We start from the raw sequence: 16,534 nt of genomic DNA on the forward strand, positions 1-16,534 counted from the left end.
TAAGCGTCGGATTGGAGTAATTTAAATGGCTATTACACGAAGAAGTTTTCTTAAAGGTGTAGCAACCACAAGTGCAGCGTCAGTTATTGGTCCTAGCTTATTGGCGTCAGCCTCTGCCAATGCTGTTGAGACGACAGGTACTTGGAAAGTAACAGGTTCTCACTGGGGCGCGTTCCGCGCCCACATCTACGCGGGTAAAGTTCAAGAGATCAAACCGCTAGAGCTAGACAAAAACCCAACAGAAATGTTGAACGGCATCAAGGGTATTATCTACAGCCCTTCACGTGTGCGTTACCCAATGGTTCGTCTAGATTGGTTGAAGAAACACAAATACAGCGCCGACACTCGCGGTAACAACCGTTTCATCCGCGTGACTTGGGATGAAGCGCTAGATTTGTTCTACCGTGAACTAGAACGTATTCAAAAAGACTACGGTCCATGGGCGCTACACGCAGGTCAAACGGGTTGGAACCAAACAGGTTCATTCAACAACTGTACCGCGCACATGCAACGTGCAGTGGGTATGCACGGCAACTTCATCACGAAAGTAGGTGACTACTCGACGGGTGCAGGTCAAACCATCATGCCTTACGTACTTGGTTCAACCGAAGTTTACGCACAAGGTACGTCTTGGTCTGAAATCCTAGAGAACTCTGACAACATCGTTCTTTGGGCTAACGACCCAGTGAAAAACCTTCAAGTAGGTTGGAACTGTGAAACGCATGAGTCGTTCAAGTACCTAGCACAGCTAAAAGAAAAAGTAGCGAAAGGTGAGATCAACGTTCTATCTGTAGATCCAGTGAAGAACAAGACTCAGCGCTACTTAGAGAACGATCACTTGTACATTAACCCGCTGACAGACGTAGCGTTCATGCTTGCTGTGGCGCACGTGCTGTACAACGAAGACTTGTACGATAAGAAGTTCATTGATACTTACTGTCTAGGCTTTGAAGAGTTTATTCAATACGTTCAAGGTAAGACAAAAGACAAAGTAGAGAAAACACCAGAGTGGGCTGCGGCTATCTGTGGCGTGAAAGCGGACAAGATTCGCGAATTCGCGCGTATGCTAGTAAGTGGCCGTACACAGATCCTGATGGGTTGGTGTATCCAGCGTCAAGAGCACGGTGAGCAGCCATACTGGGCAGCGGCTGTGGTTGCTGCAATGGTTGGTCAAATCGGTTTACCTGGCGGTGGTATCTCTTACGGTCACCACTACTCAAGTATCGGTGTACCTTCAACTGGTTTCGCGGGCCCTGGTGGTTTCCCTCGTAACCTTGACCAAGGTATGAAGCCGAAGTGGGACAACAACGACTTTAACGGTTACAGCCGTACTATCCCAGTTGCACGTTGGATCGACTGTCTGCTTGAGCCAGGCAAAGAGATCAACTACAACGGCGGTAAAGTGAAACTGCCAGACTTCAAGATGATGGTGATCTCGGGTTGTAACCCATGGCACCACCATCAAGATCGTAACCGCATGAAGAAAGCGTTCCGCAAACTTCAAACGGTTGTAACGATCGAGTTTGCTTGGACTGCAACATGTCGTTTCTCGGATATCGTTCTACCTGCGTGTACGCAATGGGAACGTAACGACATCGACGTATACGGTTCATACTCGAACAAAGGTCTGATTGCAATGCATCGTCTCGTCGATCCATTGTTCCAATCTAAGCCTGACTTCCAAATCATGAGTGAACTAACTCAGCGTTTTGGTCGCCGCGAAGAATACACTCGTGGTATGAGCGAGATGGAATGGATCGAAAGCCTTTACAACGATTGTAAAAAAGCGAACGAAGGTAAGTTTGAAATGCCAGAATTCAACGAGTTCTGGGAGAAGAGCGTACTAGACTTCGGTGAAGGTAAACCTTGGGTTCGTCATGCGGACTTCCGTAAAGACCCTGAGCTTAACCCACTAGGTACGCCGTCTGGTTTCATCGAGATCACGTCTCGTAAGATCGGCCGTTACGGCTACGAACACTGTCAAGAACACCCAATGTGGTTCGAAAAATCAGAGCGTTCACACGGTGGCCCTGGTTCAGATAAATACCCATTCTGGTTGCAGTCTTGTCACCCAGACAAGCGTCTGCACTCTCAAATGTGTGAATCTGAAGAGTTCCGTGCAACTTACGCGGTGCAAGGTCGTGAGCCTGTTTACATCAACCCAGCGGATGCGAAAGCGAAAGGCATCAAAGACGGTGACTTAGTGCGCGTATTCAACGGTCGTGGTCAGCTATTAGCTGGTGCTGTTCTTACTGACAGCTACCCACGTGGCGTTATTCGTATCGAAGAAGGTGCATGGTACGGTCCTCTAAACGAGAAAGAGGGCGCAATCTGTACTTACGGTGACCCTAACACGCTAACGCAAGACATTGGCTCTTCTGAACTTGCGCAGGCGACTTCTGCGAACACATGTATCGTAGACTTCGAGAAGTTCACCGGCAAAGTACCGCCAGTGACTTCATTCGGTGGTCCAATCGAAGTTGCTTAATTAATGCAATTCACATCAATCGAAATACCAGCCTTCGGGCTGGTATTTTTTTAACCAAAATTTCAGTGAGCGTTATCTCAATAATAAATTTGTGATGCTAAACGACAGTAGGATTCGTGACGTCGATAACGAATTGGGTGGGACAAGCAGGGGATAATGAACCAAGCTAAACAATAATAATTAAGTGAGTAGACTCTTTATGGCTCAGAGCATTCAATTGGCAAATCACATTGAGATCACTGTGAATAACAACGACCTCCAAGTTGAAGTTGAGGGTAATCAATTACACTTTTCTTTTGCTGGGCTTCACAATAAAACGTTTACCGACCGTGAAGTGTTGTTCGAGATGCCGTTTTTATACGAGCACGAGGCCAACGTGATTGGTGATGGCTTCCAAATGCTAGCGCAAACAGCGGGAACGGTTAGCCATCCCTTTGATATTGGTCGCTGTCCAGACAACAACCCTTCTTATCGAATCTATCCCAAAGATGCCCCTAAGCGTTACTACAACTATTTAGTGGTGGAAGGCTCGGCTGGCTATACCTTGTTTGGCTTTACTTCATGTCACCGTTTTGCGGGCTATTTTGATGTTGTCCTGCGTGATGGACATTGGGTTTTATCGGCCGCGATTGATGGTGAGTTTACTCAAGTGGCGGATTGGGAAAGTAATCAACTTGAGTCCGTGGCGGTACTCTGTGGCCAATCTCTGTCTGAGCTTTATCAAATCTATGGCGAGATGATTGCAGAGCATCATCCTGTTCGCCAAGGTGTGACACAAGATGCGCCTGTCGGTTGGTGTTCGTGGTATGCCTACTACGCAGACGTGACAGAGCAAAACATCATGCAGAACGTTGATTGCATGCAAGATAAGCTTGAAGACCTAGAGTGGGTACTTCTGGATGATGGCTATCAAGCCTTTATGGGCGATTGGTTAATCCCATCGGATAAGTTTTCTGGTGGTGTGAAAGAGCTCATTCATAGTATCCGTGCAAAAGGCAAAAAGCCGGCAATTTGGATGGCCCCCTTTATTGCTCAACCTGAGTCGGAGATCTTCAAACAACACCCAGAGTGGTTTGTTCGTCACAAAGATGGAAGCTTACTTAAAGCAGAAGATGTCACATACGGTGGTTGGCGCTGCACGCCTTGGTACATACTCGATACCTCAAATCCAGAAGTGCAAGACCATCTGACGAATGTAGTCTCTGTCATGAGACAAGAGTGGGGCGTTGAATTGTTCAAGCTAGACGCGAACTATTGGGGCACTTTGAAAGGTGTGCGTAAACAGTCTGGTATTACCGGCGTTGAGGCGTATCGCTTAGGAATGGAAGCGATTGCTAAAGGCGCTGGTGATGCGTGGCTTTTAGGTTGCAACGCGCCAATGTGGCCATCTCTAGGGCTTGTGGATGCAATGCGTGTTTCTGATGACGTAGAACGCCATAGTCGTCGTTTCGAGCAGATAGCCAAAGAAACCTTTTATCGTAGTTGGCAGCATCGAAAACTGTGGCAAATTGATCCGGATTGCGCGACATTCACGTCATTAGCTAATCAAGCCGCATCCAGAGAAGAGTATGAATTTCATCGCACGGTGTTATTGGCGTGTGGGGGTTTGCTGCTGTCTGGCGATCCGCTCCCTGAGATTACGCCATTTGCAAAGAAGACATTGGCTAAGCTCATGCTACGTCAACAACGTAACCAAGAGTCAGCAAAGTTCACGGCTTTGAGTTTAAATCATGCGTTTTTAAAACTAACGACGAAGAATGACCTTCATTGCTTGTTTAACTATGCCAGCTACGGGGCGATGGAATTTACGCTGACGTCTGATCAACCGATGGATTGGTATGATTACTGGACAGGAGAAAAGCTAAACCAAGAACCTTGTCAGTTATTAATGGTGAGCGTGGATAAAGGGTTAAATGCGAAAGCGATCGTCACGGCATAACGTGAAGCAAATCGTTCGATTATAAAAACAAGAAAGGAGCCTACTGTGGCTCCTTTCTTGTTTTGACGTCCTGAGCGTTAGAACTCGAATAAAAAGTAATACCCGTATCCAACGATAAAAGCAGGAATGGACGAATAAATAGTCGCGACCAAAGCGGCTTTCGGTGCCATAGCAATGGCGGGGAATAGGGCGTCACCATCATTGGAAATCGCATTTGCCAGCTGCGCCGAAAGTGGCGCTGCACCAGAGATGTACAAGCTGGTGACTAAAATTTGCGGACCACAACCAGGTAGCATACCAATGGCTAAGCCAGCTAATGGCATCCATATCCCCCAATGAGAAAAGGTTTCTACGAGGTCGAGCCCAGAAAAATAGGTCGTCAGTTCAAACGCTAGAAACGCCACGATCACCCAAGCACTGACGAAATTCGTATCTTGGGCTGCTTTTTGAATCGGGTGTGAGTCCACGATTTTCTCATCTTCAGAGACCGTTGACTGATAATCGCCAAGTTCTTTTGTCATCGCCCATAATGACATTGTGATCACTGCGAAGATAGCGCCCAGCCATTCAATGGTATTGGCCTGCAAAGACAACAGCTGATTAATATCGATTTGGAAAGACATCAACACAGCAACGACACTAGCAGGCACAATAAGCCATTTCCAAAATGCGCCTTGTAGATTGATTGCACGTTGTTCAAGAGGCGTGTGTCGGTCTGTCTGGTGTTGGCAACAAGCATGTGTCTGAAGTGCTTCTTTTGGCTCTGGGCGCAGAAAGTTATCAGCATGAAAAGCATTAACGACCAGCCCTGAAAGAGTACCCACGATTATGCCTAATCCAACCACGCCTAATCCAACACTTGGTTTGGCGGCAAGAAGTAAAAAGGCAGCGTCACCCATTGTTGAAGTAAGTACCGCGACAATCGCACCAAATCCCACTCGGCCACTAATAAATTGCGTTGTCACAACAATAGCGCCACCACAGCCAGGCAATGCGCCCAATAAAGAAGCAAAGAAAACCTGATGATTACGCGAGCGATGGTATAGCTCAGTAATTCGATTGGTTTTCGACATAAAGTTTGAAAGATAATGATAAATAGCCAATGTGGCAGCAACATAGCATGACACCGCCCAGAATGAGTCGGATAGCGTCTGTACGGCAACGTCACGTGTATTTTCATTGCCTAGCAAAATGAGCATGACGATAGGGATCAGCAATCGCTTATAAGCTAAACGAAACTGAGTAGGCTGAAACAACTGTTGTGCAGAGTGTAAAAATTGGGTCGCGTTCATCGTTTACTCAAATGCAAATAGGAATAATTATCATTATATGTAAATGAGATTTATTCGCAATAGCATTGTGAACTTTTCTTCGTGTCAAACTCTCTGAAATCAGGTAAAGTATCGGCCTTTGTGAGCAAACACGCCCTAATTAACTGTATTAGGCGGCGTATAAAATTGACTTGAATAGGAAGAAACATGATTCTAGTTGTAGGTCATAAGAACCCAGACAGTGACAGTATTTGTAGTGCACTCGTTGCAACTGAACTTCTAAAAGCGCGTGGCGTTGAAGCTATGCCAATTCGCCAAGGCGAAATCAACCGTGAAACTCAGCACATCCTAGAAGTTGCTGGCGCTGAAGTTCCTGAGCTTCGCACATCAGTTGCGGGTGAGACCGTTTGGCTAGTAGATTACTCAGATCTAGCACAAGCACCAGACGATATCGCAGAAGCTGAAATTGCGGGTATTGTTGACCACCACCGCCTAGGTGACGTGATGACAGTAAACCCAATGGAAGCATGGATCTGGCCTGTTGGTTGTACCAACACTGTTCTATTCAACATGTTCAAGATTGAAGGTCACGCGATTACTCCACAAATCGCTAAGCTAATGATGTCAGCAATTCTATCTGACACAGTAGGCTTCGCTTCTCCAACTTGTACACAAAAAGACAAAGATGCCGTTGCTGAGCTAGCGGTAATCGCAGACGTACAAGATGTTGACGCATTCACTAAAGATCTTCTAATTGCTAAGACAAACATCGAAGGTCTATCTGCTGCTGAGCTTGTTGAGAAAGACCTTAAAGGTTACCCATTCAACGGTCGTGACGTAGTAGTAGGTCAGGTTGAGCTTGCAACACTAGAGCAAGTTGACGGTATGATCGAAGCACTAGAAGCGGATCTAGAAGCGCGTTGCGAAAAAGACAACCTTGCATTTGCTGCTGTAATGCTAACAGACATCACGACTGCTCAAACTCGTCTTCTATACAAAGGTGAGTGGGCTGAGAAGCTTGTTAAGCACGAAAAAGACGGCATGCTAATGATGGAAAACACGCTAAGCCGTAAGAAGCAAGGTTGGCCTTGGCTTCAAACTGAGCTAGCTTAATTTTCTAGCATATACTTTAAATGCCCGCCTAGCTGCGGGCATTTTTCTATGGGAAATAGGAGACGAATATGTCTGAGCAACTGACCCAAGAGCAGATGGATACCATCAATCGTTACAACGAAGAGCAACGTTTAAAGTACTGCGTAAAAGAGATTGTGGCGAATCGTAAAGTTTGGATTCTGAAAGATGAACATGGCTGTGTCATGTTAAATACAGAAGATGATGATTGTGTACCAGTATGGCCAAACGAAGAGTTTGCTTTGCAATGGGCTAATGGTGATTGGGAAGATTGCGAGCCAGAAGCGATCTCTCTAAATAAGTGGCACAGTCGTTGGACATCTGGTCTAGAAGATGACGAATTATCTGTTGTTGTATTCCCAAATCAAAATGAAGAAGGGGTGGTTTTGTTTCCTGATGAGTTTGATTTCGAACTGCGCAAACAAGCGAGCCGCCGCTAATTTTTCGATTCGTGTCCATTTAATAAAGAAGCCTGCTTTAACGCAGGCTTCTTTACATTTGCACGATGACATCTTTGATAGGCTATTTTGTTTGGTGGCTTGGCGCCTTATAGAAGTGGCTTTCGACTAGGCGTTGAGTAATAGGATGCTCGGGATGAGTCAATACCTGGTTGGTTTCGCCAAACTCGACCACTTCACCTTCATGCATCACCATCACTTTGTCAGTAATGTGCTTAACAATGCCAATGTGTTGAGATACATACACAAATGACAATCCCATCTCTTCTTGCAACTCGAGGAATAAGTTAATGATCTGTGAGCGCATTGCCATATCCAAACCGTTTAACGCCTCGTCAGCGACAATGATGGAAGGTTGAAGAATAAGCGCACGAGCTAAACACACACGCTGTTTTTGGCCTGCCGCTAGCATTTGTGGGTAAAAATAGGCGTGTTCAGGCAACAATCCGACGCGGAGTAGGGTGTTCTTCACACGCTGCATGCGTGCATCTGGCGGCATGTTGGTGTTTCGCTTTAATGGACCTTCCAAAATACGGCCAATCTGGATACGCGGGTTGAGCGATGTGTTTGGATCTTGGAAAATCATGCGAATGAGCTTACAGCGTGTCGCGTAATCTTTGTGCTCCAACCGTTCGCCATTCACACGGATCTCTCCGGAGCTTGGCTCTACAACGCCTGCAAGCATACGGGCAAGAGTGGATTTTCCTGAACCGTTTTGGCCAATAAAACCGATAGTTTGCCCCGGCTCTAACGTAAAGCTCACCGGTTTGACAGCCTCATTAACCTGACGTTTGAATAGTCGGGAGCGCGTAACAAACTGCTTCGATAAATTATCGACTTCAAGTAACGCACTCATGACTTTTTCTCCGTGTTCAATGGAAAGTGGCAGTTAAATTTATGATTCTTAATTCGTCTGGTGTGTGGAATTTCAACACATTGTTTCTGCGCATACGGACAACGTGGACCGAGTCGACAACCGATTGGCAGATGCTGCAATGGCGGAATCGAGCCCGGTAGGGATTGGAGTTTTTGCTTGTGTGGTACCCAATCATTAAAGTCTGGCATCGCTTTAAGCAAGGCATCTGTATACGGGTGCTTGGGTGCCGCAATGATTTTACTGGTATCGGCAGACTCTACCGACTGACCACAATACATTACCGTAATGCGGCCCGCCCATTGTGTGATGGTCGCTAAGTCGTGACCGATAAGCAGAATGGTCGTGTTGTTGAGCTGGTTCATACGGCTCAATAAACGCAATATTTGCGATTGGGTAATCGGGTCTAAGTCGTTAGTTGGTTCATCTGCGATCAGCAATTTAGGTTTGGTCGCAATCGCCATGGCAATCATGACTTTTTGACACTCACCATCGGTCAGTTCATAAGGATAGCTACCCATTAAGCGTTTATGGTCTTTAATCCCCACTTTGTGCAAAAGCGCAATGGCCTGTTTTTTACGCCATTTAAATCGCTCCCACCATTTCCCTTCAAACGCACGAGATGGAATGGACTCGATCAATTGACGTCCCACTTCTTCTGAAGGGTCAAGACAAGTTGAAGGCTCTTGGAAAATCATCGCAATATCACGAGCAATGACGCGCCGACGCTCTTTTGGCGTAAGCTGAAGCAAGTCAATATTGCCAAGGCGCATACGGTCCGCGGTAATGCGCCAGTTATCTTTACTTACCCCGACAATCGCTTTTGCAACTAAGCTTTTCCCTGAACCAGACTCACCTACAAGACCACGAATTTCGCCTTCATTCAAAGTTAGGCTCATTCGGTCCACGGCTTTGACCAACCCTTGAGGGGTTTCAATCTCAATAGTCAAATGTCGAATATCTAACAACGGCATTATTCGATCCCCGCATTAAGCGCTTGACGTACACCTTCACCTACTAAGTTTAGGGTAATAACGGTAAACATGATGGTTAGGCCGGGTAGGGTTACGGTCCAAGGTGCAATATAAATCAACTCGACAGAATCACCTAATATCGCTCCCCACTCAGTACTTGGTGCTTGTGCGCCTAAGCCAAGAAAACCCAGCGCAGTAATATCTAAAATCGCAGCAGAGAGCGCGAGCGTGATTTCAGCAGCAATAACCGTCAATATGTTGGGAAGAATTGAACTCCACAACAAGTAGAAATCGTTCGCGCCATCAAGGCGTGCCGCCATGATGTAGTCTTTTTCAACTTCGGTGTGGACTGCGATATAAACAGAACGAATAAAACGCGGAATCAATGCCAAGCAGATCGCGAGTAAAATGTTGAACCCACCAAAGCCTAGAAATGCCACAAAAATGATCGCTAATAACAACGAGGGAATCGACATTACAGTATCGAGCAAGTGATTGAGAGTACTTGAGAGTAAGCCTTTCGTCATACCTGCTAATACGCCAATCAAACAACCTACGACCGCGGCAATCGCAGTGATGGCAACGGCTGCACCAAATGTAAGTTGAGAGCCCATGATCAAGCGTGACAGAATGTCTCGGCCTAAGTCATCGGTTCCCAAAAAGTAATCAACCGTTCCAGCTGGGGCCCATGATGGCGGCACAAGCAATTCGCCTGACTGTGCTTGGGCATCAAACGGCGCAAGCAGTGGCGCAAAAATGGTAATTAGGACGATAAATACCAAGCACCATAGGCCAAACATGGCTAGCCCGTTGGCGCGGTAACTTCGCCAAAATCGCTCAAACTGAGTTGGAATGCGTTCTTCCTGATAAACGTTATTTGTTAGCATACCATTCCTTTCGAACTAGAGGGTTAATCATCGCGCCAATCAAATCAGAGAGAATATTAGCGGTGAGAACCAAAGTCGCGAGTACCATCACGCCAGCTTGGATTGATGCATAATCTTGGTTTGCCAATGCATCTAACAACCAACGACCAATACCTGGCCAGTTAAAAATAGATTCAGTGATGATAGCCAAGGTAATCATACTGGAAAGTTGAACACCGACTTTGGGGATGATAGGCGGTATTGCATTACGCAAGACATGTTGAGTAACGATCTCGCGGTTAGAGAGACCTTTGATTCTCGCTGCACGAATGTAGTTTTGGCTCATCACTTCCGCCACCGAAGAACGCATTAGTCCGACAACCTGCGTGGTTGGAGCCAAAGCGAGCACCAAACATGGCAGCACCATATGCTCAATGACGCTTTGCAGTGCGTGAGCGCGGTATTCACCTTTCGCCATGAAAGCGTCGATAATGGCAAATCCGGTTACATGATCAATTTCGTAAAGCAGGTCATACCGTCCTGCCACGGGAAAGAGTTGGTATTCCAATGAAAAAACCATGATAAGTAGCAGAGCCACCCAAAAAATTGGGGCGGAATAACCAGACATCGACATGAATGAAATGCTGGTGTCGAGCCATTTACCTTGCTTCATCCCAGCCACGGTTCCAAGCGGAATGCCGATCAAAAGGGACACCAAAAAGGCAAAAAAGCACAGTTCCAAAGTGGCAGGGAATACGACGGCGAGCTCGTCATAAATCGCGTTGCCGTTTTTACTTATGCCAAAATCAAGCTGAGAAAGGTTGATTAAGTAAGTTTGCCAACCAGACCAAAAATCAACGTTTGCCCAGTGCGAGAGAGGGTCAAGGCGCAGCAGAGAAAAGCCCACTAATGTGAGGATCATCAAAGTGATGAAAAATAGGTTAAAGCGTCGAACGGTATACCAAAACATCAGTGAATTCTCTCAACTCTATCAAACGGTTGGGCATTGAAAGGGCTTGATTTGAAGCCTGTCAGTGATTTGTCGTGAACACGGAATTGCACACCATGTGCCAGAGGAATTACCGGGAATTCTTGATTTAAAATGTTCTGCGCTTGGCGATATAGGTTCAGACGGTAACGCGGTTCTTGAGTTTCCAATGCCAAATCGAGTAAGAAATCGAAATCATCGTTACACCACATAGATACGTTGAGGCCAACGCGATCAGACTCACAAGATAATAACGGGCGGAAAAAGTTGTCAGGGTCCCCGGTATCACCAATCCAACCAGTTAAAAGTAAATCGATGTCGTTGATGTTCTCTAAATCCACACGTTCGAATCTATCATCGGTTAGCAACGTTAACTCAACCCCAATATCGGCAAAATTCGCTTGGATTAGCTCCGCGGTCTTGCGAGGACTTGGGTTAAAGGCGCGTGGTTCAAGTGGTACCCACATGGTCAGCTCTAGACCGTCTTCATAGCCAGCATCACGGAGTAGTGCTAATGCATAGTTACGGTCATAACGAATTTTTACGCTGTCCTTTTGATAGGCCCATGAATTAGGCGGTAGCAATGTATAAGCTTGCGAGCCAGTTCCGTAGTAAACCGAATCTAAAATGTTCTGACGGTTAATCGCTAAGTTAAGTGCTTGGCGGACGCGAGCATCACTAAGTGCGGTGGTTTCAGTGTTGATCGCAATAAAGGAAACGTTGTTGGCTGGCGTAGCAGTTAGCTCAAGGTTGTCATTTTCTTGAATAACGGGTATTTGGCTCGAAATAGGCGAAGAGAGCACATCGCACTCGTTTCTTAAAAGTTTAGCTAATGTCCCCGTGCCTCTGTGAGAGATATCGAACACCACTTGTTCCATTTTTGCTGGTGACTTCCAGTAATTAGAATGACGTTCCAAACGAATCAAGTCGTTCACTTGGTACTCTTTTAGTTGATATGGGCCGGTACCGATAGGAAGTTGGTCGATTTCTTCTTTATGATCTTTTGCTGCCAGTTGCTGTCCGTACTCCGCAGACAATATGACAGCATGGCTGGTGGCAATATTTGCCAAGAAGGAAAAATTTGGCTGAGATAAGGTAAACCTTACCGTATGCTCGTCAATCGCAGTCACGTCTTGCAGCAGGTTTTGAAAATCTAACCCTGCAAACCATGGATAAAAACCACCACCTACTTGGTGAAAAGGATGGTCTACATCAATGATTCGCTTGAAGCTAAATACCACATCCTTTGCATTCAATGGGCGAGTGGGAGTGAACCAGGACGTGGTTTGGAATTGAACATTACGTTTAAGCTTAAACGTGTATTCCGTTCCTGACTCATTCACAGACCAACTCTCAGCGATATTTGCTACTGGCTGATGTGATTTAGGATCGAGCGTGAGCAGCGTATCGTACAACTGCGGGCTCAGTGCCTCTGCGGTAATACCGCTATCAATAAGCTGAGGGTTAAACGTAGTTGGCTTACCTTGTCCGCAAAACACAAAGCCAGCTTTGCGAATGTCATTGTGGTCAATTTCATCACCACAAGCGGTCAGTAGGCTAATCCCAATAAGGCTCAGCGATAATCTTATAAAAGCATTCATAATATGAAATGTTCATTGGATCTTGCTTGTTTCATTTGATCTTACTCTTTCAGAGCTAACAAGCGAAAATGATCTCGCTAATTTATCACCTTTGTGAACTCGCTCCAAACATAAAATCCATACACTGTAAGGTGTTATGCTTGAAAGACATACAAATTAGAGCGCTGTCACTCGCTCGCTAGCCGATCAAGCACCTTCGACCTAGCTAGCTTTGCCCGACTAAACCATATTTTCTAACCATCCCTCGTAATTGGTGGTAGCTCAAACCAAGTAGCTCGGCTGCTTGTCGTTGATTAAACTTGGCTTCTTCCAATGCGCGATTGAGTAAGTGGATGTCTTGCTCTTCTTGCCACTGTTTATAGTCTAGAGGGAATTGAACTGCGCTGCTTGGTGCTTCCTCTTCTTGCTGCTGTTCGGCTTGCTCGGCATTATGACCAAGCGTGTTATTCCAAACTGTTTCAAAAGGATTGAAAATCAGTTCATCAATTGGATCGGTATTGAGACCATGTTGGTAAATAGCACGTTCAATCACGTTTTTTAGTTCACGGACATTACCTGGCCATTCATATTCAAGAAGCGAATGCTGTGCTTTTGAGGTAAAACCGACAAAATATTCGAGCTGAAGTTCACGGCACATCTTCATCGCGTAGTGCTCTGCTAAAGACAGGATGTCTTCTTTTCGTTCACGAAGAGGAGGCAGCATGATGACGTCAAACGCTAAACGATCGAGTAAGTCGGCACGGAAATCGCCTTGTTCCGCCAATTTTGGTAAGTCCGCATTGGTTGCACAAACAAGTCGAACATCCGCATTGAGAGCGGTATGACCGCCAACTCGTTCATATTCACCATATTCGATGACACGCAACAGCTTTTCTTGAACTAAAAGTGGTGCGGTGGCCAGTTCGTCAAGAAACAAAGTGCCGCCTTCGGCGCGTTCGAAACGTCCTTTATGCTTGCCCTTAGAGCCTGTAAAGGAGCCGGACTCATGACCAAATAGCTCTGAATCTATTAGTCCTTCGCTTAAGGTCGCACAGTTGAGTGATAGTAGTGGCTTATCCCAACGTCTTGATAAATAATGCAAACGCTGAGCGATGAGTTCTTTACCCGTTCCTCGTTCACCGATAATGAGGACTGGACGCTCAATAGGCGCAAGTTGTGATACTTTATCTAATACGGCGAGAAAAGCAGGTGATTCACCAATCAGGTTTTGCTTCATAAAGTCCTTCTTATTTAACAGCCGAGCCATGATTTACATATGGAGTTGGTGAATTTCACCAACAGTTGGTGAAAAACATCATAGCATAATAGTGCATAACGACAACAAAATGCATAAGTTGCTGATTTTAAATGTAATATTAAGTTGGCATGCTACTTGTAATGTATTCAGGGAGACACAAGGTCAATCACCACCTTGTCGAGTTTTAATAGGAAAAAAGAGGAGTTCCGTTATGGGTATTTTTTCTCGATTTGCAGATATCGTTAACTCAAACATCAGTGCATTGCTGGACAAGGCGGAAGATCCTGAAAAAATGATCCGTCTTATCATTCAAGAAATGGAAGACACACTTGTTGAAGTGCGTACTAACTCGGCTAAAGCGATTGCAGACAAAAAAGAGTTGGCTCGTAAAGTTGAAACGTTAGAAGAGCAAATTGGCGAATGGAGCCAAAAAGCGAGCCTAGCGTTGGTAAAACAGCGTGAAGATTTGGCTCGTGCAGCGTTAATTGAAAAGCAAAAGCTTGAGCAAGTGATAAAAGGTCTTCACACTGAGCAGACGTTAGTAGAAGAAACGATCGACAAGCTTACAGGCGAGATCGGTAAGTTAGAAAGCAAAATTGCAGAAACGCGTGCAAAACAGCAAGCACTAGCAATTCGTAACCAAACAGCTTCTAACCGTCGTGATGTGCAAAAACACCTGCACACTAGCCGTACTAATGAAGCGATGGCGAAGTTTGAGCAGTACTCGCGTAAAGTGGATGAAATGGAAGCAGAAGCAGATTTGTACGCACAAACTGGTAATGCAAAATCGCTAGAGCAAGAGTTTGCAGAGCTTCAAGCTCAAGACGAAATCGAAAAAGAGTTGGCAAAACTGAAAGAACAGATGTCATCGAAAGATAAATAACAAAGGAGCCATTTATGTCGACATTTTTTATAGCAGGACCAGTGATTGTCTTTTTAATCTTTGTCGCTCCACTATGGCTCTTCTTACACTATCGCAGCAAACGCAAAACAGATAGTGCACTGTCGAGCCAAGATTTAGAGCGCCTTCAGGTACTATCTGAAAAAGCGGAAGCGATGCAGTCCCGAGTTGATACATTGGAGCGCATCTTGGATGCTGAGTCACCAACATGGAGACGCAAGTATGACTAATCGAGAGCTGTATCGTGACCCAGTAAATGGCAAAATCTCCGGTGTTTGCGCCGGAATTGCCAACTACTTTGGTGCAGAGGTTTGGTTGATTCGTATTGTAGTGATTTCTGCAGCGCTGTTGGGCGGTACGTTTTTGGTGTTGTTAGCATACGTCGCGATGGCGTTTATGTTAGAAAAGCAACCAGTGACGTATTCTGAAAATATCCGAGCGCAACAAGAGCACACACTTAAAAGTAAGCCTTGGCAGAAAGGACAAAGTCCGGACCAATTGCTCAGTGTGTTGGAACGCGATTTTGACCGTCTTGATGGCAAAATCCGTAACATGGAAGCGTATGTTACGTCTGATACATATAGGGTGAATCGGGAGTTCAGCAAGCTCTAAACACTCCGTATCCAAAGAAGATTTAAACGAAGCAGGCGCAAAGCCTGCTTTTTTGTCACAAATTACTAATTTTAAAGCACTATTAATCTTTTCAACTCTGGAAGTTCGCCCAGAATTCATCTACTTTAAAAATAATCCCTTAATTTTTTATGGATGAATGTAATGAGAAGATTGCTCATTCCTGTCGCCATCTCGGCTGTGTTGTCGGGGTGTGGTAAAGAACTTCCCCCTGTTCCAGAACCTGAATCCCGCCCCGCAAAGCTATTTACAGTATCTGTTGGCAATGCCCAATTTGAACGACACTTTCCTGCCACGACGGAAGCTGGTGATAAAGCGGTACTGACGTTTCGAGTTCCTGGACTTCTTCAAACGATTGAGGTGAATGAAGGTCAAGTCGTCAGCAAAGGCGATGTATTGGCTTCATTAAACCCTGATGAATATGCTCTGCTTGAACAGCAAGCTCGGGCAAATTTCGCGCTCGCAGACGTGCAGTACAAGCGATACCAAAAGTTACGCAAAGACCAAGTGGTGTCCGAACAAGATTTTGATGAGGCAAAAGCGAATCACAATTCAGCCAAAGCTCAGTGGAATCAAGCAAAGGCAAATTTAAGGTATACCAAACTTGTCGCGCCATATGATGGTACGATTTCATATATTCCAGCAGAAAACCATGAGTATGTTGCCGCAAAAGAAGGCGTGATGAATATTCAATCTAACCAACTTCTTAAGGTGATATTCCAAGTCCCTGACTATCTGCTAAATCGTTACACCCAGGGTAGCGATGTCTCTGCCAGAATGGTCTTTGACGCTTTCCCCGAGCAGTCATTTGACTTGACCTTTCAAGAAATCGATACAGAAGCAGATCCTAAAACCGGTAGTTACAAAGTCACTATGGTTATGGAGCGACCAGCAGAAATAGGCCTTTTACCGGGCATGTCTGGCAATGCTTACCTCCTATCTAAAAATGCTGGTGCAACAAAAATTCCTAATTCCGCGCTGCTAGAAGAGAACGGCAAAACATACGTTTGGCGTGTTGATGAGCAAGGCATTGTGTCCAAAGCCGCTATTGAGATGAATGACAAAAACCAAGTGTTAGCTGGGCTTAACGATGGCGATCAAATCATTATCTCTGGTGTTAGTGTAATTGAACCCGGAATTAAGGTAAGAGCGTGGATTAAGGAAAGAGGGTTGTAA

The 16,534-nt window shown here is 45.5% G+C and carries 15 protein-coding genes; 8 read left to right on the plus strand and 7 right to left on the minus strand.

Going from position 1 to position 16,534, the window contains the following annotated elements; genetic code table 11:
• Positions 1-25: 25 nt before the first annotated feature.
• Positions 26-2,488, plus strand: a complete 2,463-nt coding sequence (torA, locus tag NL645_RS07390; protein WP_041156583.1) for a trimethylamine-N-oxide reductase TorA — start codon at positions 26-28, stop codon at positions 2,486-2,488.
• A 199-nt stretch (positions 2,489-2,687) separates the two neighbouring features.
• Positions 2,688-4,427: a glycoside hydrolase family 36 protein gene (locus NL645_RS07395; protein WP_253651495.1), complete on the plus strand. Its 1,740-nt coding sequence runs from the start codon at positions 2,688-2,690 to the stop codon at positions 4,425-4,427.
• Between the two features lie 77 nt (positions 4,428-4,504).
• Here NL645_RS07395 and NL645_RS07400 read toward each other — a convergent pair whose 3' ends face one another.
• A complete protein-coding gene (locus NL645_RS07400) occupies positions 4,505-5,719 on the minus strand; it encodes a putative manganese transporter (RefSeq protein WP_085343077.1) in 1,215 nt (404 codons plus the stop codon).
• 186 nt (positions 5,720-5,905) lie between these two features.
• On the opposite strand from NL645_RS07400, the gene NL645_RS07405 reads away from it, so the two are divergent.
• A complete protein-coding gene (locus tag NL645_RS07405; protein WP_005393312.1) occupies positions 5,906-6,811 on the plus strand; it encodes a manganese-dependent inorganic pyrophosphatase in 906 nt (301 codons plus the stop codon).
• A 68-nt stretch (positions 6,812-6,879) separates the two neighbouring features.
• The gene (locus NL645_RS07410; RefSeq protein WP_012841946.1) at positions 6,880-7,269 is read left to right on the plus strand and encodes a DUF2750 domain-containing protein; all 390 of its coding nucleotides are present in this window, start codon (positions 6,880-6,882) and stop codon (positions 7,267-7,269) included.
• Between the two features lie 82 nt (positions 7,270-7,351).
• Here the strand turns inward: NL645_RS07410 and NL645_RS07415 are convergent, their stop codons facing one another.
• The 6 genes from NL645_RS07415 to pspF form a co-directional block, all read right to left on the minus strand.
• Positions 7,352-8,143 (minus strand): ATP-binding cassette domain-containing protein, encoded by a 792-nt coding sequence (locus tag NL645_RS07415; RefSeq protein WP_005393308.1) that lies wholly within the window; start codon positions 8,141-8,143, stop codon positions 7,352-7,354.
• On the minus strand, positions 8,140-9,135 hold the full coding sequence (locus tag NL645_RS07420) for an oligopeptide/dipeptide ABC transporter ATP-binding protein (protein WP_005378126.1): 996 nt from the start codon (positions 9,133-9,135) through the stop codon (positions 8,140-8,142). Before NL645_RS07420 ends, NL645_RS07415 begins: the two co-directional genes overlap by 4 nt.
• Entirely contained in the window at positions 9,135-10,022 is an 888-nt protein-coding gene (locus NL645_RS07425; RefSeq protein WP_005378123.1) for an ABC transporter permease subunit, read from the minus strand. Before NL645_RS07425 ends, NL645_RS07420 begins: the two co-directional genes overlap by 1 nt.
• Positions 10,009-10,971: an ABC transporter permease subunit gene (locus NL645_RS07430; RefSeq protein ID WP_046874787.1), complete on the minus strand. Its 963-nt coding sequence runs from the start codon at positions 10,969-10,971 to the stop codon at positions 10,009-10,011. Before NL645_RS07430 ends, NL645_RS07425 begins: the two co-directional genes overlap by 14 nt.
• Positions 10,971-12,590, minus strand: a complete 1,620-nt coding sequence (gene sapA, locus NL645_RS07435; RefSeq protein ID WP_005393298.1) for an ABC transporter substrate-binding protein SapA — start codon at positions 12,588-12,590, stop codon at positions 10,971-10,973. Before sapA ends, NL645_RS07430 begins: the two co-directional genes overlap by 1 nt.
• Positions 12,591-12,795: 205 nt before the next feature.
• Positions 12,796-13,806 (minus strand): phage shock protein operon transcriptional activator, encoded by a 1,011-nt coding sequence (pspF, locus tag NL645_RS07440; RefSeq protein WP_253651496.1) that lies wholly within the window; start codon positions 13,804-13,806, stop codon positions 12,796-12,798.
• A 232-nt stretch (positions 13,807-14,038) separates the two neighbouring features.
• Here pspF and pspA point away from each other — a divergent pair, with 232 nt between their 5' ends.
• The 4 genes from pspA to NL645_RS07460 all read left to right on the plus strand — a co-directional run bounded on the left by pspA (position 14,039) and on the right by NL645_RS07460 (position 16,534).
• Complete coding sequence (pspA, locus tag NL645_RS07445; protein WP_005393294.1) at positions 14,039-14,710, plus strand: phage shock protein PspA; 672 nt, start codon at positions 14,039-14,041, stop codon at positions 14,708-14,710.
• A gap of 14 nt (positions 14,711-14,724) precedes the next feature.
• Positions 14,725-14,958, plus strand: a complete 234-nt coding sequence (gene pspB / locus NL645_RS07450) for an envelope stress response membrane protein PspB (protein WP_054867313.1) — start codon at positions 14,725-14,727, stop codon at positions 14,956-14,958.
• Complete coding sequence (pspC, locus tag NL645_RS07455) at positions 14,951-15,340, plus strand: envelope stress response membrane protein PspC (protein WP_012841944.1); 390 nt, start codon at positions 14,951-14,953, stop codon at positions 15,338-15,340. The genes pspB and pspC overlap by 8 nt, the downstream gene beginning before the upstream one ends.
• A 162-nt stretch (positions 15,341-15,502) precedes the next feature.
• Positions 15,503-16,534 carry an efflux RND transporter periplasmic adaptor subunit gene (locus NL645_RS07460; RefSeq protein ID WP_253651497.1) on the plus strand — a complete coding sequence of 344 codons (1,032 nt, stop codon included), beginning with the start codon at positions 15,503-15,505 and terminating at the stop codon, positions 16,532-16,534.

It is taken from the genome of Vibrio sp. Y51_MX_L26 (assembly GCF_024181935.1).
Taxonomy (GTDB): domain Bacteria; phylum Pseudomonadota; class Gammaproteobacteria; order Enterobacterales; family Vibrionaceae; genus Vibrio; species Vibrio diabolicus.

Excerpts from the sequence above, each read along its gene's own strand:
- NL645_RS07460 (WP_253651497.1), top strand. The coding sequence starts at position 15,503 with ATGAGAAGATTGCTCATTCCTGTCGCCATCTCGGCTGTGTTGTCGGGG.
- NL645_RS07430 (WP_046874787.1), bottom strand. The coding sequence starts at position 10,971 with ATGTTTTGGTATACCGTTCGACGCTTTAACCTATTTTTCATCACTTTG.
- NL645_RS07415 (WP_005393308.1), bottom strand. The coding sequence starts at position 8,143 with ATGAGTGCGTTACTTGAAGTCGATAATTTATCGAAGCAGTTTGTTACG.
- torA (WP_041156583.1), top strand. The coding sequence starts at position 26 with ATGGCTATTACACGAAGAAGTTTTCTTAAAGGTGTAGCAACCACAAGT.
- NL645_RS07405 (WP_005393312.1), top strand. The coding sequence starts at position 5,906 with ATGATTCTAGTTGTAGGTCATAAGAACCCAGACAGTGACAGTATTTGT.
- NL645_RS07400 (WP_085343077.1), bottom strand. The coding sequence starts at position 5,719 with ATGAACGCGACCCAATTTTTACACTCTGCACAACAGTTGTTTCAGCCT.
- pspC (WP_012841944.1), top strand. The coding sequence starts at position 14,951 with ATGACTAATCGAGAGCTGTATCGTGACCCAGTAAATGGCAAAATCTCC.
- NL645_RS07395 (WP_253651495.1), top strand. The coding sequence starts at position 2,688 with ATGGCTCAGAGCATTCAATTGGCAAATCACATTGAGATCACTGTGAAT.
- NL645_RS07410 (WP_012841946.1), top strand. The coding sequence starts at position 6,880 with ATGTCTGAGCAACTGACCCAAGAGCAGATGGATACCATCAATCGTTAC.
- pspF (WP_253651496.1), bottom strand. The coding sequence starts at position 13,806 with ATGAAGCAAAACCTGATTGGTGAATCACCTGCTTTTCTCGCCGTATTA.
- NL645_RS07425 (WP_005378123.1), bottom strand. The coding sequence starts at position 10,022 with ATGCTAACAAATAACGTTTATCAGGAAGAACGCATTCCAACTCAGTTT.
- sapA (WP_005393298.1), bottom strand. The coding sequence starts at position 12,590 with ATGAATGCTTTTATAAGATTATCGCTGAGCCTTATTGGGATTAGCCTA.
- NL645_RS07420 (WP_005378126.1), bottom strand. The coding sequence starts at position 9,135 with ATGCCGTTGTTAGATATTCGACATTTGACTATTGAGATTGAAACCCCT.
- pspB (WP_054867313.1), top strand. The coding sequence starts at position 14,725 with ATGTCGACATTTTTTATAGCAGGACCAGTGATTGTCTTTTTAATCTTT.
- pspA (WP_005393294.1), top strand. The coding sequence starts at position 14,039 with ATGGGTATTTTTTCTCGATTTGCAGATATCGTTAACTCAAACATCAGT.